Annotated in this window: 19 protein-coding genes; 13 read left to right on the top strand and 6 right to left on the bottom strand. The window is 62.6% G+C overall.

The features are described from left to right. The first annotated feature begins 205 nt into the window (after nt 1-205). From NKJ01_RS15665 to NKJ01_RS15640, 6 genes are all read left to right on the top strand, one after another. The gene (locus NKJ01_RS15665) at nt 206-1,489 is read left to right on the top strand and encodes an NAD(P)/FAD-dependent oxidoreductase (protein ID WP_352729167.1); all 1,284 of its coding nucleotides are present in this window, start codon (nt 206-208) and stop codon (nt 1,487-1,489) included. Nucleotides 1,490-1,591: 102 nt separating this feature from the next. Beyond that, nucleotides 1,592-2,476: an ABC transporter permease gene (locus NKJ01_RS15660; protein ID WP_352729165.1), complete on the top strand. Its 885-nt coding sequence runs from the start codon at nt 1,592-1,594 to the stop codon at nt 2,474-2,476. Continuing rightward, nucleotides 2,473-3,339, top strand: coding sequence for an ABC transporter permease (locus tag NKJ01_RS15655; protein WP_352729163.1), 867 nt, complete (start codon nt 2,473-2,475; stop codon nt 3,337-3,339). The genes NKJ01_RS15660 and NKJ01_RS15655 overlap by 4 nt, the downstream gene beginning before the upstream one ends. After that, complete coding sequence (locus tag NKJ01_RS15650) at nt 3,324-4,433, top strand: ABC transporter substrate-binding protein (RefSeq protein ID WP_352729161.1); 1,110 nt, start codon at nt 3,324-3,326, stop codon at nt 4,431-4,433. Before NKJ01_RS15655 ends, NKJ01_RS15650 begins: the two co-directional genes overlap by 16 nt. Before the next feature lie 297 nt (nt 4,434-4,730). After that, nucleotides 4,731-5,339: a cupin domain-containing protein gene (locus NKJ01_RS15645; protein ID WP_352729159.1), complete on the top strand. Its 609-nt coding sequence runs from the start codon at nt 4,731-4,733 to the stop codon at nt 5,337-5,339. Beyond that, the gene (locus NKJ01_RS15640) at nt 5,329-6,414 is read left to right on the top strand and encodes an ABC transporter ATP-binding protein (protein WP_352729157.1); all 1,086 of its coding nucleotides are present in this window, start codon (nt 5,329-5,331) and stop codon (nt 6,412-6,414) included. The genes NKJ01_RS15645 and NKJ01_RS15640 overlap by 11 nt, the downstream gene beginning before the upstream one ends. 462 nt (nt 6,415-6,876) lie before the next feature. Here the strand turns inward: NKJ01_RS15640 and NKJ01_RS15635 are convergent, their stop codons facing one another. Then, nucleotides 6,877-7,581: an SOS response-associated peptidase gene (locus NKJ01_RS15635; RefSeq protein ID WP_023759047.1), complete on the bottom strand. Its 705-nt coding sequence runs from the start codon at nt 7,579-7,581 to the stop codon at nt 6,877-6,879. A gap of 161 nt (nt 7,582-7,742) precedes the next feature. Here NKJ01_RS15635 and NKJ01_RS15630 point away from each other — a divergent pair, with 161 nt between their 5' ends. Beyond that, a complete protein-coding gene (locus NKJ01_RS15630; RefSeq protein ID WP_352729154.1) occupies nt 7,743-8,096 on the top strand; it encodes a SnoaL-like domain-containing protein in 354 nt (117 codons plus the stop codon). 290 nt (nt 8,097-8,386) lie between these two features. Then, complete coding sequence (locus NKJ01_RS15625; RefSeq protein ID WP_352729152.1) at nt 8,387-8,740, top strand: ArsC family reductase; 354 nt, start codon at nt 8,387-8,389, stop codon at nt 8,738-8,740. A 240-nt stretch (nt 8,741-8,980) separates the two neighbouring features. Here the strand turns inward: NKJ01_RS15625 and NKJ01_RS15620 are convergent, their stop codons facing one another. Genes NKJ01_RS15620 through NKJ01_RS15610 form a run of 3 tightly spaced genes read right to left on the bottom strand, consistent with a single transcriptional unit; the run spans nt 8,981 to nt 11,602 of the window. After that, nucleotides 8,981-9,337 carry a DUF488 domain-containing protein gene (locus tag NKJ01_RS15620; protein ID WP_352729151.1) on the bottom strand — a complete coding sequence of 119 codons (357 nt, stop codon included), beginning with the start codon at nt 9,335-9,337 and terminating at the stop codon, nt 8,981-8,983. Between the two features lie 19 nt (nt 9,338-9,356). After that, nucleotides 9,357-10,613 carry an aminopeptidase gene (locus NKJ01_RS15615; protein ID WP_352729149.1) on the bottom strand — a complete coding sequence of 419 codons (1,257 nt, stop codon included), beginning with the start codon at nt 10,611-10,613 and terminating at the stop codon, nt 9,357-9,359. Then, complete coding sequence (locus tag NKJ01_RS15610; protein WP_352729147.1) at nt 10,610-11,602, bottom strand: LysR substrate-binding domain-containing protein; 993 nt, start codon at nt 11,600-11,602, stop codon at nt 10,610-10,612. The genes NKJ01_RS15615 and NKJ01_RS15610 overlap by 4 nt, the downstream gene beginning before the upstream one ends. A 96-nt stretch (nt 11,603-11,698) precedes the next feature. Between NKJ01_RS15610 and NKJ01_RS15605 the strand changes: the two genes are divergently transcribed. The 3 genes from NKJ01_RS15605 to sbmA all read left to right on the top strand — a co-directional run bounded on the left by NKJ01_RS15605 (nt 11,699) and on the right by sbmA (nt 14,565). Further along, nucleotides 11,699-11,926 carry a hypothetical protein gene (locus NKJ01_RS15605; RefSeq protein WP_352729145.1) on the top strand — a complete coding sequence of 76 codons (228 nt, stop codon included), beginning with the start codon at nt 11,699-11,701 and terminating at the stop codon, nt 11,924-11,926. 104 nt (nt 11,927-12,030) lie between these two features. Beyond that, nucleotides 12,031-13,191, top strand: coding sequence for a YbfB/YjiJ family MFS transporter (locus NKJ01_RS15600; RefSeq protein WP_352729143.1), 1,161 nt, complete (start codon nt 12,031-12,033; stop codon nt 13,189-13,191). 114 nt (nt 13,192-13,305) lie between these two features. After that, nucleotides 13,306-14,565 (top strand): peptide antibiotic transporter SbmA, encoded by a 1,260-nt coding sequence (gene sbmA / locus NKJ01_RS15595; RefSeq protein WP_352729141.1) that lies wholly within the window; start codon nt 13,306-13,308, stop codon nt 14,563-14,565. Between the two features lie 34 nt (nt 14,566-14,599). Here the strand turns inward: sbmA and NKJ01_RS15590 are convergent, their stop codons facing one another. Then, nucleotides 14,600-15,607: a polysaccharide deacetylase family protein gene (locus tag NKJ01_RS15590; protein WP_352729139.1), complete on the bottom strand. Its 1,008-nt coding sequence runs from the start codon at nt 15,605-15,607 to the stop codon at nt 14,600-14,602. A 233-nt stretch (nt 15,608-15,840) separates the two neighbouring features. On the opposite strand from NKJ01_RS15590, the gene NKJ01_RS15585 reads away from it, so the two are divergent. Further along, entirely contained in the window at nt 15,841-16,506 is a 666-nt protein-coding gene (locus NKJ01_RS15585; RefSeq protein WP_352729137.1) for a tetratricopeptide repeat protein, read from the top strand. Then, nucleotides 16,503-17,936 (top strand): ribosome biogenesis GTPase Der, encoded by a 1,434-nt coding sequence (gene der / locus NKJ01_RS15580; protein WP_352729136.1) that lies wholly within the window; start codon nt 16,503-16,505, stop codon nt 17,934-17,936. The genes NKJ01_RS15585 and der overlap by 4 nt, the downstream gene beginning before the upstream one ends. A gap of 21 nt (nt 17,937-17,957) precedes the next feature. On the opposite strand, the gene NKJ01_RS15575 is transcribed toward der, so the two are convergent. Then, nucleotides 17,958-18,881, bottom strand: coding sequence for a LysR substrate-binding domain-containing protein (locus NKJ01_RS15575; RefSeq protein ID WP_352729134.1), 924 nt, complete (start codon nt 18,879-18,881; stop codon nt 17,958-17,960). Between the last annotated feature and the right edge of the window lie 109 nt (nt 18,882-18,990).

Raw genomic sequence — 18,990 nt, 5'->3', positions numbered from 1 at the left:
CCTCTGAAATGATCGGCAGTGCGGCTGACTGGATTGGGGCGGCACTTTCACCGGATTCCGGTCAAAGGTCTATCCCGTCTTGGGACTGCAATTGTCCGACAGGTCTGCTGGCGTTGGTCCAGAGGCAAAAGTTGGGAATGCTCTTTCAAAACTGTGAAATCCTGACTAGGATTTTCACCTGACGTAGCGCATTCAGGTGAACCTCTTGCCGGCACCATTCTCCGATCTGATCTGGCGCAAGTCGCAAGCGGCCTCGACGTTTCAATCACTTTTTCCCAGCGGCGAACGTGCCGACGTCGTCGTTGTCGGCGGTGGGATCATGGGGCTGTCGACTGCCTTGCATGCTGCCCGCCTTGGCCTGTCCGTGCAGGTGCTGGAGGCCGGCGAAATCGGCCAGGGTGCATCAGGACTGAATGGCGGCCAGGTCATTCCCGGCCTGAAATATGATCCGGAATGGCTGCTGGCGCATTTTGGCCCGGAGCGCGGCCAGGCTCTCGTCGACTTCGCCGCCTCCACCGCCGATGCCGTCTTCGAGTTGATCCGCGGCGAAAAATTGGTAGTGCCGTTCGTTCGCAATGGCTGGATCCAGGCGGCGCACACCGAGGTCGCGCTGAAGGCCGCGGCAAACCGTGACCGGCAGTGGCGGGCGCGCGGTGCCGATGTCAGGCTTTTGAGCGCGACGGAGATCAGGGCGATGACCGGCGCGCAGGGCTATCTCGGCGGCTGGCTCGATCGCCGTGCAGGCGTCATCGATCCGCTTGCTTACACATCGGAACTGGCACGAATTGCCGCAGCAGCGGGCGCGAAAATCGCCGAACACCAGAAGGTGGTCCGGTTGGAGAAGAGCGCCGGCGTTTGGCGGATCTCAACCGAGAACGGGGTGCAATTGCAGGCAAAAGCGGTCGTGCTGGCGACCAATGCCTATACGGATGGTCTGATCCCCGGTCTCGCCGAGACGATCGTGCCGTTGCATTCGTTCCAGATCGCGACAGCGCGATTGCCACCCGACTTTTCAGCCACGATCCTGCCTGAGGGGCAGGCGGTGTCGGACTCCAGGCGCATTCTCGTCTACTACCGCAAGAGCGCCGACGGGCGGCTGGTGCTTGGCGGGCGTGGCCGAATGGCCTTGCCGACGAGCACCAGTGACTGGGCACATCTCGAGCGGGCGCTGCGGCGGCTCTATCCCGTGCTGTCCAAAATCGCTATCGAGAAGCGCTGGTTCGGCCGGGTGGCGATGACGCCGGACCACCTGCCGCACATCCACGAGCCGGAGCCGGGCCTGCTTGCCGTGGTCGGCTGCCAGGGGCGCGGTGTCGGCCTGATGACAGCGCTTGGCGGGCGTATCGCTGGCTATCTCCAAAGTGGTGACGCGAGGCAATTGCCGTTCCCGCTTTCACCGATCCGGCCGATCCCATTCCACGCCTTCCGGCAGGTAGGCGTCGCCTCGATCATCGCCTGGTATCGCCTGCTCGACGCGCTGGAGCGCTGACCACCGCAATTCATTCCGATGGGGTTCGGTTGGGATTCCGCTTGACAGTTTCATGAATATGAAAAACTCTAAGCCAATTTCAAAATCTCGGCAGGCAGGTCGATGTCGACCATCGTTGCAGCACCAGCGCCAGAGGCCCGGTCGTCATCGGGCTTCCGGGCCGCAATGCTGCTGCCGGGCGCGCTTGTCACCTTCCTGCTGATCCTGTTTGCCCTCGGCCTGGTGCTTTTCCTCGCCTTCCGCGGCAATGACGGGTCGCTGCTCGGCGCCGGTTTCACCGTGGCGAATTTTGCAACTGTCGTGTCCGATCCGCTGTACTGGACGGTGACACTGCGCTCACTGATCATTGCCGCGCTTGTCACGCTGGCCACCGTCGTCACCGCCTATCCCGTCGCCTACTATCTCGCCTTCCACACCGGCCGGCGACGCGGCCTGCTGCTGTTCCTGGTAACGCTGCCGTTCTGGACCAGCTATCTCCTGCGCGTCTTCGCCTGGAAGATCGTGCTCGCATACAATGGCGTGCTGAACTCGGCGCTGATCGAAAGCGGCATCTGGTCCGAGCCGACATTGGCCTTTCTCAACACGCCGGCCGCCGTCGTCGTCACGCTGGCGCACGCCTATGCGCCGTTCGCCATCCTGCCGATTTATGTGGCGCTGGACACGATCCCGAAATCGCTGATCGAGGCTGCTTCCGATCTCGGCGCGCGGCCCTTCACCTCTTTCCGCCGTGTCGTGCTGCCCAATTCGATGCCGGGTGTGCTGGCGGCAGCCCTCGTCGTCTTCGTGCCGACGGTCGGCGACTATGTCACGCCGGCTCTCGTCGGCGGTCCGGCCAGCACCATGATCGGCACGCTGATCCAGGCGCAATTCGGCAAGGCCAATGACTGGCCGTTTGGCGCGGCACTCTCCGTCGCCGTCATGCTGGTCATCCTCTGGGTGGTGCTGGTCGCGCGCTTCGCCGACCGCAGATTTGGCAGCCGCACATGAGCAAGGGGCGGCGCACGCAGGCAGACGGCGGCTGGCTTGGCGTCTATGTCATCGCCTATCTGGTCTTTCTCTATCTGCCGGTGCTGCTGATCCCGCTGTTTTCCTTCAACAACTCGATCCAGGCGGCGTTTCCGCTGCAAGGCTTCACCTTGCAATGGTACGCGACTTTGTTCGGCAATTCGGCGCTGACCGGTGCGCTCCTGAACAGCCTCGTCATCGGCGTCATTGCCGCCACGGGGGCGACGCTGTGCGGCATCACCGTATCCTATATGGATCTCTATGGCCGCTCGCCGCTGGCCGTCACCATTAGCGGCATTGCCCGGCTGCCGATCCTGATCCCCGGCGTCATCGTCGGCATATCGCTGCTCATCCTCATCAACCTCATCGGCCTCGGGCCATCGCGCATCGCCATCGTTCTCGGCCACATCCTGGTGGCGCTGCCAACGACGGTGGTGATCATGCGCAGCCGCTTCGCCGCCATCCCGAAAACCATTCGCGAGGCGGCTCTCGATCTCGGCGCTTCAGATTGGACGACGTTCCGGCGGGTCATGCTGCCGCTCAGCCTGCCGGCTATCGTCTCGGCCTTCATGCTGGCCTTCCTGATCTCCTTCGACGAATTCATCGTCGTCTTCTTCCTGGCCGGCACCGAGCCGACGCTGCCGCTCTACATCTGGAGCCAGCTCAGGTTCCCCAAATCGCTGCCGACGGTCATGGCGCTGGGCACGTCGATCCTGGCGGTGTCCTTCGTCATCGCGGCAGCAGCCGAAATCCTGCGCCATCGCGGCTTGGCCGCAGCGGCGCCCGCCGTTCCACTGCAACCAAAACAAACCAAGAGAGGAGAACTGCAATGGCATTCGACCTGAAATTTGGCGACCTGAAATCTGGCGACCTGAAATCTGGCGACCTGATATCTGGAAAGACGATCCGGGCCGGCCTGGCCGCCCTGGCATTGGCGCTGTCGTCGACCGTCGCTTTCGCTGGCGACAAGTTGCAATATTTCACCTGGTCGGGCTACGAGCTGCCCGATTTCAACAAGAGCTTCCTGGCTGCGCACCCCGACGGCGTCGAGGCCTCGATCTTCGGCGACGACGACGACGCGTTCACCAAGGTCAAGGCCGGCTTCCGCCCCGATATTGCGCACCCTTGCTATGACAAGGTGGCGCGCTGGAACAAGGAAGGCCTGCTGCAGCCGATCGACACCAAGCGCATCAAGAACTGGGATTCGATCTTCCCGGTGTTCAAGAACCTGCCCGACCTGCAGGCCGGTGACGGCAAGGTCTGGATGGTGCCGTGGGACTGGGGCAACACCTCGATCCTCTACCGCACCGATCTGGTGAAGAATCCGGAGGCGAGCTGGAACCTCCTGTGGGACAAGCAGTATGCCGGCCGCATGGCGACCATCGACGCGGTGCACGACACGCCGATCGTTGCCGCACTTCTGGCCGGCGTCAATCCGTTCGACATGACGCCTGCCGAGATGGACAAGGTCGCCGAGAAGCTGCGCGAGCAGCGGCCGCTGCTCTCCAACTACACCACCGACATGACCTCGGTCGAACAAGCGCTGGCCAGCGGCCAGCTGGTCGCGGCCATGACCTGGAACGCGTCGGCCACCTCGCTGAAGAAGCAGGGCGTGCCGGTCGAGTTCATGAAGCCGAAGCAGGGCATGCTGACCTGGGCCTGCGGTTTCGTCATGCTCAAGGACGCCAAGAATGTCGATCTCGCCTACGACTTCATCAACAGCCGGTTGGATGCCGACTCCGGCAAATACCTGATCGAGTCCTATGGTTATGGCAGCTCGCTGAGTTCCGCCTTTGCCACCGTGCCGAATGAGGAACTGGAGAAACTGCAACTGCCATCCGACCCGGAAGTGATGCTGAAGACCACCATCTTCACCGGCCCGATAAAACAGAATGACGAGCTGGCCAAGATGTTCGAGAAGGTGAAGGCCGGCGGCTGAGTTGAGATCTTCCCTTCTCCCCTTGTGGGGTGAGCAGCCGGTTCGCGTAGGCGAATTCATCGTGCCAGTGGCACGATGAAAGGCCGGCGAACGCCGGGACGCTGCGAAGCAGCGGGGACCCGGCAGGGTGGATCGACTAGCCACGCCCGGCCCTTCGCAGGCTCAGGGCGTTCGAAGCTCGAAAAGCCAAGCAATTGGCTTTTCGTTCGCTGCGCGAACCGCTTCTCACCCCACAAGGGGAGAAGGCAGAACCGCGAAGCACCGCGCCAGTGAAGTGACCACAACAAGGACCGACCTATGGACATGCTGGACGAAGCGGCTGAGAAGCCGAAGGACGATGCCGATGTGCGGGTCGGCCGGCGGGTGCGGGCGCTGCGGCTCGAGCGCAAGCTGTCGCTGGCCGATCTTGCCGCCAGGGCAGGCGTGTCGATCGGGGCACTGAGCCAGATCGAGCGCGGCATGTCCTCGCTGCGCGTCAAGGTGATCTGGCCGCTCGCCGCCGCCCTCGACATCGAGCCGTCGGCGCTGATCGCCGACGGCAACGATGCCGCCAACGATCTCTATTGTGTACGGGCCGGCAGCCGGCGGCAAATCCCGGTCAAATCGGAAGGCATTGCCAAGGCGCTGCTGTCGCCGCCTGGCGCGACGCTGACCGGCATGCTGGTGACGGTGGAAGCCGGCGGCGGCACAGCCGAGGCCTATGCCCATGCCGGGCATGAGTTCGGCTTCGTCCTGTCGGGCGAGGTCGAACTGGTGGTGGATGCGACAAGATACGTGCTGAAGGCGGGCGACAGTTTTGCCTTCAAGAGCACGCTTTTGCATGCCTTCCGCAATCCGGGCACCGAGCGCTGCCAGATCCTCTGGGTCAACACCACGAAGCCGTCCGAGGTTCGCGATGGCGCCTGATCCCCTCGTCCGGCTGCAGGCGGTTTCGAAGATCTTTCCCGGCGGCATCGTCGGGCTCGACGCCGTCGACCTCGACATTGTCAGCGGCGAGTTCATCACGCTGCTCGGCCCGTCCGGCTGTGGCAAGACCACGAGCCTGCGCGTCATCGCCGGCTTCGAAAGCCCGTCGAGCGGCAAGGTGGTGCTCGACGGCCGCGACATCACGGCGCTGCGGCCCTACGACCGGCCGGTCAACACCGTGTTCCAGGATTACGCACTGTTTCCGCACATGAATGTTGAAGAAAATGTCGGCTTCGGCCTGTCGCTGCGCAGACTTTCAGGCAGCCAACAGGCAAAACGCGTCGGCGAAGCGCTCGACATGGTCGGCCTCGCCGACAAGATCGGCGCCCGCGTCTCCGAACTGTCGGGCGGTCAGCGCCAGCGCGTCGCGCTCGCCCGCGCCATTGTCTGTGAACCGCGCGTGCTGTTGCTCGACGAGCCGCTGTCGGCGCTCGACGCGCATCTGCGTGAGCAGATGCAGGTCGAACTGAAGCGGTTGCAGTCGAGGCTCGGCACCACCTTCGTCATGGTCACCCACGACCAGACCGAAGCGCTGTCGATCTCGGACCGCATCGTCGTCATGAACAAGGGCCGCATCGAGCAGATCGCACCGCCGGCCACACTCTACGACCGGCCGGCCACCACATTCGTCGCCAGCTTCATCGGCACGATGAACTTGCTGCAGTCGCGTTTCATTGGTCGCGACGGCGATCGCCTGCATTTCGCCGCCGGCGCTCTGCCGCTGGAAGCCACCTCCGAAACAGGCGAGGCTCCCGCTGAAGGGGCCATGCGCACCGTCGGCGTGCGGCCGGAGGATCTGCTGGCGGCCACCGAGGCCGCGATCGGCACGGCGCCGGCGCGTGTCAACAGCATCGTCTTTCACGGTCGCACGCTGCGCCTGCATGCCGAACTCGGGCAGGGCGCACCTGTCGTTATCGACGCGCCGCGCCAGGCCGAGGGTTTTCAATTCAGCGTCGGCGACGTCGCGCATATCAGCCTGCGGCGTGGCGCCAACTGCCCCCTGCTGCCGGGCTAGGCTCATCGACGTAACAATCGGAGCAAACGTTCGCGCTGTTCGGCGGCCACAAGCAGTCCACGGCCGCATGAAATTAAGTATGATTTGACTGCCATGGAATATATTCCTAAATCTGGTCGATGCCGGAACCTAGCAGCCGACCGCGCCGAAATGTGCAAACTCTTTGCCTGGCGCACGACGTCGGGCAACTCGTTCGCGTCCGATGCCGGAACTGCAACATCACTCGGCACTACCTGCCCGGCGACCTCGCAAAGCTGGTCGGTGACATCCCCTTTTGGGATGTGGAACGGCATATGCGGTGCGAACGCTGCAAACTACGCGAGCTTGACGCCGACATCATCCTTCCGAGTGCTGCTGAACGATTGAAAATTCGTGTCAGGCGCCTTGTCGAGATCCGCATGGTTCGCCGGGTGATCTGGCGAGACGAGGGTTGAGAAGGGGCTGACACGGCGATTCTGCAACTTAGAAAAGTGATCCCTGGGCTGGCACGTGCTGCGGGAACTTGATCTGTGTGGCTGGTTTCTCGACGATCACCAACGCGTCGTCGAGCGCAGTCCGCTGCAAATGCCGTGCTTCTGACCATGGCGCTGTCAGCCAGGCCTCGGTCTCTTCCGACGTCGTCAGGATCACCGGCATGGCCTTCTCATGGATCGGCGCGATGAGCGCATTAGGCCTGGTTGTCATGAAGGCATACAACTCGAAGTCACCAGGACCATCCTTGACTTTCCGCACGCCATGCCAACTGGTCCAAAAACCGGCGAAGAAAAACAAAGGTCGGCTTTCGTCTCGGGCAAACCAATAATTGCGCTGGATTCCTGTTTCTGGGTCCTTGTCGTTCGGTGTGGGGCTGGGTTCTGCAAAGCTGGTCACGGGCACGACGCATCGATGCTCGACGCCGACAAACTGTTGCCAGTGCGAATATTGCGGATTGCGAACGTTCGTGGTGCCGTAGTCGGCCCTAGCTTTCATGCGCTCTGGCGGCGTTGGCAAACCCCAAAGCAGTTTCGCCAGCTCACGCGTCCCGTCTGGCGTATTGCGAACAACCGGGCCGGCCTGATTTGGATAGATGTCGACCGAAGGTTCAAGGTTGCCGATGACGTCGCGCAGTGTGCGTGTCCATTGGCGGACCGCCTCTTGCGTTGTGGTGATGTTGTAGAGGTTGCACATTTACCTAGGATCGCGGAAATGGCTCGTGTCCGCAACCGAATGTGCGGGGATCCGGTCCCGCGATATCATCCTGACATGACGTGTCAGCTACGACCGGCCAGACGATGGCAAGCCAGCAACCTGTCCCCTAGTTGCAATGCGTCGGAACAGGAGGAACACAAATGACCATCGCGGAAATTGCCAAGGATTTCACCGAACTGCTCAAGCAGGGCGAACACGAAGCGGCCGCCGAAAAATACAATGCCGACGATATCGTCAGCCTCGAAGCCATGGAGGGGCCGATGGCCATCGCCCGTGGCAAGGAGGCTCTCAGGCAGAAGGGCCAGTGGTGGCAGGAGAACAATGAAGTGCATGGCGGCTCGGTCGAGGGGCCCTATATCAACGGCGACCAGTTCGCGGTGCGCTTCAAGTTCGACATAACGCCCAAGGCTACCGGCGAGCGTGTCACCATGGATGAAGTTGGCCTGTACACGGTCAAGAACGGCAAGATTGCCGAAGAGCGCTTCTACTATTGAGGCCGGAGCGGCTTTGGGGAGCTTCGGAGCTGGGTGGAGATAAGGGTGGCGGCCAAGACGATGTGTTGGCCGCCATGTGAGAGGTTCAGATCGTCTTAACATACTCCAAACCAGCCGCTCGTTCGGCGCGATTTGGAGAAACCAGCAATGGCGGTCGTTGACCTCATTGCCGTCTCGCGACTGCATGCGCGTCCGGGACAGCCCGCCGAGGCACCGATGCGGCCGCTGGCAAAGTGCGCTGAGCGTCCTTAGTCTGCGATCAGATTCGAATCCGAAGGGCGGCCACTGTTTTGACGATCACCATCTACGGCATCACCACCTGCGACACCGTCAAGAAGGCGCGCGTCTGGCTGGAGGGCCATGACGTTGCCTACCGGTTTCACGATTTCAGGGCAGATGGGCTGGACGCCAAGCGCTTGGACGGCTGGGTTGGCAAGGTCGGCTGGGAAAAGCTGCTCAACAAGGCGAGCACGACGTTTCGCGAACTGGCGGACAAGGACAAGCAGGGCCTGGATGAAAAGAAGGCCAAGGCGCTGATGCTGACAAAGCCGACCATGATCAAGCGGCCGCTGCTGGAGGTCGGCGAGCGCGTCCTCGTCGGCTTCAAGCCGGATGTTTATGAGCAGGCGGTAGGCGAAAAGTAGAGCCAACGGAACTGCGAAGCTGCCAATCTCCCCCCTTGCGGGGGAGATGGCCGGCAGGCCAGAGGGGGGTGCGAAGGATCGCCATCCTTGAAGAAATTATTCTGATGCAAAGCTGTCGAAGCATCTTGCCGGGAGTGGTTGCCATGTCGGCGGGACAGCACCCCCCTCTGCCCTGCCGGGCATCTCCCCCGCAAGGGGGGAGATCGGCCAATCGCCGACCTTGCAGATTGTGGGCGCCCTTCAATCCGTCTTTCTGAGAAATGCCGCCAGCGCCACCGCATTGTTATGCTTCTCGTCATGCGCGCCGTAGAGCAGGGTCACCTTGCCGTGGCGAAGCAGGCCGCGCAATTTGTCCACTGCCTCGCCGTTCCCATCCAGTTCAGCGCGATACCGCTTCTGAAACTCAGCCCAGCGCGACGCCTCATGACCGAACCATTTGCGCAAATCATCGCTCGGCGCGATCTCCTTCAGCCACAACGTCAGCGCGGCGTCTTGCTTGCTGACGCCTCGTGGCCAGATTCGGTCGACCAGAACCCGCTGCCCATCGTCGGGCGCGGGTGGCTCGTAGATCCGCTTGACCGCCAGATCGAAGGCCATCGGACCCTCCGCAAACGGGTCAGGCCCACTCGCCCTTGCGCATGACGGGCACGCGGGCGCCGTCCTTGTGGACGCCATCGATATCGATCTTGTCCGAACCGATCATCCAGTCGATGTGGATGAAACTCTTGTTGCCGCCGCGTGCGGCGATCTCGTCCTGGCTGAGCGAGGCGCCGTCGACGAAGCACTTCGAATAGCACTGGCCAAGCGCGATGTGACAGGCGGCGTTTTCGTCGAACAGCGTGTTGAAGAACAACAGCCCGCTCGCCGAAATCGGCGAGGAATGCGGCACCAGCGCCACCTCGCCGAGACGGCGCGCGCCCTCATCGGTGTCGAGCACCTTCTTCAGCACGTCCTCGCCCTTCGAAGCCTTGGCCTCGACGATCCTGCCCTCTTCGAAGCGCACTGAGATATCGTCGATCAGCGTGCCCTGGTAGGACAGGGGCTTGGTCGACCTAACATGGCCCTCGACGCGCCTTGCATGCGGCGTGGTGAAGACCTCTTCGGTCGGGATGTTGGGATTGCAGGTGATACCGTTCTTGGCGGTCGAAGCGCCGCCCATCCATTCATGGCCGTCCGCCAGCCCGACGGTCAGGTCGGTACCCGGCCCGGTGAAGTGCAGCGCATGGAAATTATGGCCGTTGAGCCATTCGGTCCGGCTGCGCAGCGCTGCGTTATGCGCCTTCCAGTTGCCGATCGGATCCTCCACATCGACCCGCGAAGCGGCGAAGATGGCATCGGCGAGCTTCACCACCGCAACATCGTCGGCATCGCCGGGGAACACCTGCCTGGCCCAGGCGAGGTCCGGATAGGCGACGATGTTCCAGTTGATGTCGAAGCCGGTGATCTTCTCAAGCGCCGGCTGATAGGCCATCGAATTGGCCTTGTTGGCGCGCGCCACTTTCGCCGGGTCCTGTGCCGACAAAAGCGACGGATCCTCGCCGCGCACGGCAAGCCTGGCCGCATTGTCGGCAAAGGCTTTCGCCATGCCTTCGTAGAGCCAGCCAGCGGCGCGGTCGAAGCTCGCATCGGCGCCGAAGCGATAGCGCGCCAGCGTCATCTCGTCGTCGTTGAAGATCGGCGTCACCAGTCCGGCGCCGGCTTTGTACGCATGCTCGACGATCCGCCTGGTCAGCGGCAGTGCCGCGATCGACGATGTCACCACCAGATCCTGTCCCGGCTGCAATTGCAGCCCAACCTTGATGGCGACCTCCGCCAGCCTGTCGAGCTTCACCGGGTCGATCGATGCGGAAACGCCGCGCGAATGTGTGGTCATGATCCTGCCTGTCGTAGTTTGATATCCGACTTTACATAGACCGGTGCCACGGTCGTTTCCACCGCGATCGCGCCGGTAGCGCCCGTGGTCGTAGACCCGAACTGCGCCATGGTCGCCTCGATCTCTTCCTTGATCCAGGCCTTGAAGTCCCGGACCTTGCGGCTTTCGGTCTTGGCGGAGGAGGTCACCAGCCAATAACCGAGGCCGCTCTGGGCGCGGATTCCGAAAGGCGCCACCAGCCGGCCATCGGCAAGCGCATCGGCGGCAAGCAACTGCCAGCCCAGCATCACGCCATGGCCGGCGATCGCCGATTCCAGGCACAGCATCGGGTCGGTGAAACGCGCGCCCTTCAGGAAGGTGACCGGCTGGACACCGGCCGTCTCGAACCAGCTGTCCCAACTGATCATCGCCCGCTCGTCGGTGATCGCGCAGGTCTGGGCAAGGTCCTCGATCGACCTCAGTTTCTTGGCGATCGCCGGCGCACAGACCGGGAAGACTTCCTGCGCCAGGAGCAGTTCCTTGCGTCCGCCCGGCCACTTGCCGTCACCGAGCCGGATGGCGATGTCGATGTCGGAATGATCGAGATCGGCCAGCCGTACCGAAGCGTCGATGCGCAACAGTACGTTGGGATGCCGGGCGAAGTGACGCGACAGTCGCGGCAGCAGCCATTTTGACGCAAAGGCCGGCGCCACCGAAACCACCAGGGTGCATTGCGTGGCCTCGTCGGCCAGCGCCACGGCCTGGGCAAGCTCGCGAAATCCAGCACCAAGGCGGGGCGCGAAGAGGGCGCCGAATTCGGTCAGCACGAGACCGCTCGCCGTTCGCTCGAACAGCGTCTGGCCGAGTTGCTTCTCGGTACGGCTTATCTGTTGGCTGACGGCGCTGACGGACACGTTGAGTTCACTGGCGGCAGCCGCCAGAGATCCAAGACGGGCAACGGTTTCGACGGCGCGGAGGCCGTTGAGATGGACGCGGTTGAGCATGGTCATTGAGATTTTCTAAACCGGCCCGGCCGAAATCTCAATTGAAACACCCGTCGAAACGGCAGATTTTATGCAAGGGAAGACAGACCCGCGGAGCCAAAAATGCTAAGGATCTTGTCGTCGTCGCTGAAGGTGTTTTTCGCTGCAGGTTCGGCATATGGGCCCCGCCGCGAGAGCGAGGCGCAGGGATGGCTGGCCGATCCGCTTTCGCATCCCGTGCTGAACACCATGTCGGAGCGCGAACTCGGCGACGTGCCGTTCAGGCTGACGGCGCGGCGAACCGTGCATGAAACCGCTTCATTGCGAACCGGTTTCGGTGGGCGCTGCTGAGCGGGAGCCAGGCGGTCCGGCTTGAGGAAAGTCGAGGCGAGGATCGCACTGGCCTAACGGATGGCGGATTGTTTCAGCGATCACGGCAATTATTGTGCGCTGCAATGACATCAGCCACCTCGACAGCGCTCCGTTTTACCTTCGCCGGCATGATTGCCATGGCGGTTGCCATGGGCATCGGCCGCTTCGTCTACACGCCGATCCTGCCCGGCATGATGCAGGAACTGCATCTGTCGCCGGCCGATGCCGGATGGATCGCCTCCGCCAACTATCTCGGCTATCTCATTGGCGCATTGGCGGCGGCGGGCGGCTGGGCGCATGGACGCGAACGCCTGCTGATGTTGGTGGGGCTCGGCGCCAGTGTGGTCCTGGCCGCGCTGATGGGGCTGACCGATATGATGGCCGCCTTCCTCGTTGTCCGCTTTCTGGCCGGCCTGGCCAGCGCCTTCGTCATGGTGTTCATGTCTAGCATCGTTTTCAGCCATATCGCGGCTGCCGGTCGCGGCGACCTGCAGGCGTGGCATTTCGGCGGCGTTGGCCTCGGCATCGCAATCTCCGCGGCGATGATGGCGGTGCTGGTCACCGAACATGCCGGCTGGGCGGCGGGCTGGCTGTGGTCGGCGGCAATCTCGGCTTGCGGTTTCGTACTCGTGGCGCTGATGGTCGACGAGGGTCCGCTCACCAATGGCGAAGTCGCCCGCGAGCCGGCATTGCAGATGGACCGGTCGTTGATCAAGGTCATCATCGCCTACGGCCTGTTCGGCTTCGGCTATGTGGTGACGGCGACATTCCTGGTCGCCATCGTCCGGCAAGGCGGCGGCAGCCGCGTCTTCGAGGCCATGGTCTGGATGGTCGCCGGTCTTGCCGGCTTTCCCTCGACCTGGCTCTGGCAGAAGGTCGCCGGTCGGACCGGCCTCTATCCCGCCTATGCGCTGGCATGCTTCATCGAGGTCGTCGGCGTCACCGCCAGCGTCGCCATCGGCGGACGTACCGGGCCGCTGCTCGGCGGCGTGCTGCTCGGCGGCACCTTCATAGCCATCACCGCATTTGGCCTCCAGGCCGCGCGGCAGCAGGCGCCAAGCGCGCCGCGGCGGATCTTTGCCCTGATGACGGCTGTGTTCGGCGTAGGCCAGATCATCGGTCCGGTCGCCGCCGGATTTCTGGCGCAAATGTCCGGCGATTTCTTCCTCGCCTCGATCGCCGCCGCCATCATGCTGGTCGTCTCCGGCGGCCTCACATGGTCGGCTGCGCCAAAATCGCCATGATTGTGGGGTTGCTCGGTGCGGGCATCGGGCACGGGCATTTTCTTTCCAACTAATGTGTGACTTTATGCCCGCCGTAGTCAGCTGATTTGCGCCTAGATCGAGGAATTCGTCACAGTGTTCGTATCATTTTTCCCGCAGCCGAAGCTCTTCTTCACTTCGGCCGCCGCCTGGAGCCTTGCGGCGATCCTGTTCTGGTTTTTCGGTGGTGAACAATTGGGCGCGGTTTTCGGACTGCCGCCGGCTGCCGCTGACGCGCCACCCATTATCGGCATCGCCATTCTCATGTCGCCGCCGTTTCTATGGTTTTATCTCTATTTCGCGTTTTGCGTGGCCGTCTTCTATGCGTTTTGGAGCTGGTATTCGCCACATCCCTGGCAGCGCTGGTCGATCCTGATGACCGCAGTCATCCTGTTCTTCATCTATTTCAATGTGCAGGTCAGTGTCGCCGTCAATGCCTGGTACGGGCCTTTCTTCGACTATGTGCAGGGATTGATGTCGGGGACAGGAAAGTCGACGAACGGTGAATTTTATATCGGATTGGCAGATTTTTCGTGGCTCGCGTTGGTCGGCATGAATGTGCAGGTGGTCAATGCCTTCATCGTCAGCCACTGGATCTTCCGCTGGCGCACGGCGATGAATAACTATTTTGTCGAGAACTGGGGTAGGCTTCGACATATCGAGGGTGCTTCGCAGCGTATCCAGGAAGACACGATGCGGTTCTCGCAGATCATGGAGGATCTCGGCTCCAGCTTCGTCCAGTCGATCATGACCCTGATCGCATTCCTGCCGGTCATGATCCAGTTGCAGGCTCACATCAGCGAGTTGCCGATTGTCGGCACGATCCCGCAGCCATTAGTGGTCGCAGCCCTTGCCTGGTGTCTGTTCGGAACGATCTCGGTCATGATTGCCGGCCTGAAGCTTCCGGGACTGCAGTTCCGCAACCAGCGTGTAGAGGCCGCCTATCGCAAGGAACTCGTCTACGGCGAGGATCACGCAGACAGGGCCCAGCCAGCCACCACTGCCGAGCTGTTCGCGAATGTTCGTCACAATTATTTCAGGCTCTATTTCCACTACATTTATTTCAACGTCGTCCGTTACACATACCTGCAGGCCGACAACATTTTCTCGCTGCTGATCCTGGGTCCGTCGCTGGTGGCGCACAAGATAACGTTCGGCGCGCTGAACCAGATTTCGAATGCATTCGGTAAAGTGACGGGGTCGCTGCAGTTTCTGCTCACCTCCTGGTCGACCATCGTCGAGCTTCAATCGGTCCACAAACGCCTGCGCGCCTTCGAGGCGACCCTGCTCGGCGAGCCGCTGCCGGACATCGACCAGCGCTATCTGGCAAAGCAGGGCGTTGAAGATCCGGCCTAAAGGCCGAGGTTGGAAATCGAATCGGGTTGGCGGCTCAGCCGCCGACCGAAGCCTGCTTCGGGGCAGCGTCTTGCCGCGAGACATAGTCGCGAAAACTGATGCATTCGACATCGGCCTTGACGCAGACCTCGCCGGCAAAGCGCTCCAGCGCATTCCAATAGGCGCCGTCATTCATCAGCGCGAAATGGAAGCCGAGCTCCAGCGGAATGCGCTTGCCCGCATACTGCTTGTCGAAGGCGGCGCGGAAGGCATCATAGGTGCGGTTCGCGAACTCGTTCGACTTGCCTGGCTGCTCGAACCCGCCGGAATGCCTGACATAGAGATTGTAATCCATGGCGATCACCAGCCTTGACTTCGGTCCTTCCGGAATCTGCGGCAACGAAAACTGCATGATGCCGTTGCCGGCCACCGGCCGGGCAGGCCCCTGCGAGACGCCGCTCGCGTCGAACTGATAGCCGGCCGCCGGCAGCGCCTCGTAGAGGGCCTTGTTCGCCGACAGATACGGCGCGCGGAAGCCGACCACCGCATGCCGCGCGAAGTTGCGCCAGCCCTGGGGTTCGGGCGCAACACCGTTGATCGCATAGGCGTTCTCAAGAATGTGTTCGAACGAACTGAACTCTTTCAGCCAATCGGCCTTGCTCCAGTCCTTGCCGTCGAAATGGCCGCAGCCATGGCCGGCGATGTCGTGACCCTCGGAGGCGGCAAGGCCGATCTGTTCGAGCCGCTCGGTGACTTCCTGTTTCGAGGCGGCAAAGCCGATATTGGATTTGCCGGCGCTTTTGCCGGGTGCGTTGTATTGCATGCGTGTTTCTGGCGACAGCAGGAAGACGCAGGAGAGAAAGTAGGTGAAGTGCGCGCCGGTGCGCTCTGCCAGTGCCCGGCTACGCTCCCACTGCGAAATGTCGCGGGCGCTGTCGAACGAGATGATGACGGCCTGCTTGGGCTTTGCCGGCATTGGCGGCGCGGGCGGATCGGCCAGAGCCTGCCCGGCAGTGGCGAGCGCAGCGAGGGAAAAAGTAGCAAAACGGAACGGAAGGTACATCGGCAATCTGATCTGCGCTTTTCTGAGCTGCACTTTGGGGGGAGACGTCTGGAAGCCGGCTATCCTCGAAATGTGGCGCTGGTGCGATTGGTCTTTTCGGCTGCTCGCCCGGGGCAAACATCCGTTTGCCCCAGGGAATGGGCGATTTTCCGGTTGAACCCCTTCCATGCCGACAAAATTTCGCTAAAACGCGGGCTGACAAAGGCCCGACCGGGCAGGAATGGTTTTGATCGATGTCGGACGACAGTTTTATCCGTGAAGTTAACGACGAGATGCGTCGCGACCAGGCGCAGGCGCTGTGGGACCGCTTCGGTCCCGCCTTGCTTGTCCTCGCGATCCTCGTGGTGCTCGGCACTGCGGCCTTTGTCGGCTATCGCTATTGGGACGAGACGCGCGCCAACCGCTCTGGCGATGCCTTCTCGCAGGCGCTGAAGCTTGCCAATGACGGCAAGAACGATGAAGCGCTGACCGCGCTCGATCAGTTGGAGAAGGATGGCTACGGCGCCTATCCGTTGCTCGCCCGCATGCGCGGCGCAACCGTCAAGGCCGACAAGGGCGACTTCGCCGCCGCCGTCAAGGATTTCGACGATGTTGCCGCCGACACCGCCATTCCCCAGGGCATTCGCGACATGGCGCGTCTCAGGGCAGCGCTCCTGCTTGTCGACCATGGCTCCTTCGCCGACGTCTCCAGCCGTGTCGAGGCGCTTACATCGGACACCAACACCTTGCGCCATACGGCGCGCGAGGCCCTCGGCCTTTCTGCCTGGAAGGAAGGCAAGACCCAGGATGCGCTAAAGCTGTTCGACCAGATCGCCGCCGATGACGGCGCCCCGCGCAACACCCGCGAGCGCGCAACGTTGATGTCCGAGCTGATCCGTGGGTCGGGCAGTGCGTCGTGACCTTCAAAGCCGCCATCATCGGCAGACCTAACGTCGGCAAATCGACCCTTTTCAATCGGCTGGTGGGAAGGAAGCTGGCGCTTGTCGACGACACGCCGGGTGTCACCCGCGACCGCCGTGTCCATGCCGCCAAGCTATACGACCTGCATTTCGACGTCATCGACACCGCCGGCTTCGAGGATGCGGCTGCCTCGACCTTGCCGGGCCGCATGCGCGCGCAGACCGAGATCGCCATCCGCGAGGCGGACCTGATCTTCTTCACCATCGACGCCAAGTCCGGCCTGCTGCCCGACGACCGGACGTTCGCCGAGATCGTTCGCAAGTCCGGCAAGCCCGTGGTGCTGGTCGCCAACAAGGCTGAGGCGAAAGGTGCCCAGGGCGGCATGCTGGAGGCCTGGGAACTCGGCCTTGGCGAGCCGATCCCGGTCTCGGCCGAGCATGGCCAGGGCATGCCCGATTTGCGCGATGCCGTGATCGAAGCGCTCGGCGAAGCGCGTGCTTTCGGCGAAGATGAAGATGGCGAAGACGAAGAAGTCGCTGCCGGCGAGGTTCTGATCGGCGAGGATATCGGCGATCCGGATGCCGAGCACAGCTATGACGATACCAAGGCGATGCGCATCGCCGTCGTCGGTCGTCCCAATGCCGGCAAGTCGACGCTGATCAACGCGCTGATCGGCGAAGAACGGCTGCTGACCGGACCGGAAGCCGGCATCACCCGCGATTCCATCTCCGTCGACTGGGATTGGCATGGCCGCCGCCTGAAACTGTTCGACACGGCCGGCATGCGCCGCAAGGCCAGGATTCACGAAAAGTTGGAAGTGATGTCGGTGCAGGATGGCCTGCGTGCCATCCGATTCGCCGAGATCGTCATCATCGTGCTCGACGCCACCATTCCCTTCGAGAAGCAGGATCTGCAGATCGCCGACCTGATCATCCGCGAAGGTCGCGCGCCGGTGATCGCCTTCAACAAATGGGACCTGATCGACCATCCCCAGGAGCTTCTGGCCGAATTGCGCGAGAAGACGGAACGGCTGCTGCCGCAGGCGCGGGGCCTTCAGGCCGTGCCCGTATCGGCCGAGACCGGGCGCGGCCTCGACAAGCTGATGGATGCCGTCATCAGGACGCATAAGGTGTGGAACAGCCGCGTTTCCACCGGCAAGCTCAACCGCTGGCTGGAAGGCATCCTGGCGCACCACCCGCCGCCCGCCGTGGCCGGGCGCCGGCTGAAGGTCAAATACGTCACCCAGGCCAAGACCCGGCCGCCGGGTTTCATCGTTCAGTGCTCGCGGCCGGATGCGATGCCGCAATCCTATGTCCGCTATCTCTCCAACAGCCTGCGGGAAGCCTTCGATATGCCCGGCGTGCCGATCCGCATTGCGCTGCGCACTTCGGACAACCCATTCGCCGGCAGGTCCAAGAAACGCAATTGAGCGTCGGCGCCCGTCTGGCGATCACGCAACGTCGCGCAAGCCGCTGTCGCTGGCCTGCACACTTTTGGGCAGTGCCTGCCGCGCTGCATCCAGCAATATGTCGGCGAGGCGGGCCGCCACTGGCTCGGCTTCAGCGTCCTTGCGATACAGGAATAGCGCCAGCTTGGGCAGCGCCGGCAATCCGGCGATCTCCGGCGTCATCGCGCTGACGCTGGCTGGCAGGCCGATATCGGTGCGGATCGTCAGCCCCAGCCCCGCCGCAACGGCCGCCCAGATGCCGCCAAGGCTCGGGCTGGAAAACGACATTCGCCAGGACAGGCCGGCGCGGTCGAGCGTTTCGGTTGCAACCGTGCGCAAAAGGCATGGCGCTTCGAGCGCCACCAGCGGCAGTGGCTCACCGTGGCGCAGGCTGGTCTCAATGCGCTTTGCCGGGCCGATCCAGCGCATCTGCACATCGGCGACATGTTCACTGTAGGGCAGCGTGTCGCCGCTGTGCCAGGCAAGCGCGATGTCGAGACTGCCTGACAGGATCCGTTCGGCAAGCTCGTGGCTGCGCGCGATCCTGGCTTCGATCTTGACCTTGGGATGGGCGCGGGCGAAGCGACCGAGCACGTCAGGCAGCACCGCCTCGCCGAAATCCTCCTGCAGGCCGAGCCTTACCCAGCCCTCCAGTTCGACATCGTAGATAGCGGATGCCGCCTCGTCATTCAATTCGATCAGCCGGCGCGCATAGCCGAGCATGGTCTCGCCGGCCTCGGTCAAGGCGAGGCCGCGTCCCGACTTGCGAAAGATCGGCGTCGCAGCTTGCTCCTCCAGTTTCTTCAATTGCGCACTGACCGCCGACGTCGACCGGCCAAGCCGGTCGGCCGCCTTGGCAAAGCTGCCCAGTTCCATGCCGGTGACGAAGCTGCGGAGAACGTCGAGATCGAAGGTTACGCGTCGCATACATAATCCCGATTTTCAGAATGGTCGGTTTAAAACTTCCTGATTTTAAGGATGAAGCTACGGCGCTAGAGACAGACCGTCAAGGCCCAGGCCGCTGGCCAAGCACGGG

The organism is Mesorhizobium sp. M0276 (assembly GCF_040321755.1).
GTDB lineage: Bacteria > Pseudomonadota > Alphaproteobacteria > Rhizobiales > Rhizobiaceae > Mesorhizobium.
Note: the sequence above shows the minus strand (reverse complement) of the source record. Positions and strands in the feature narration are given on the sequence as shown.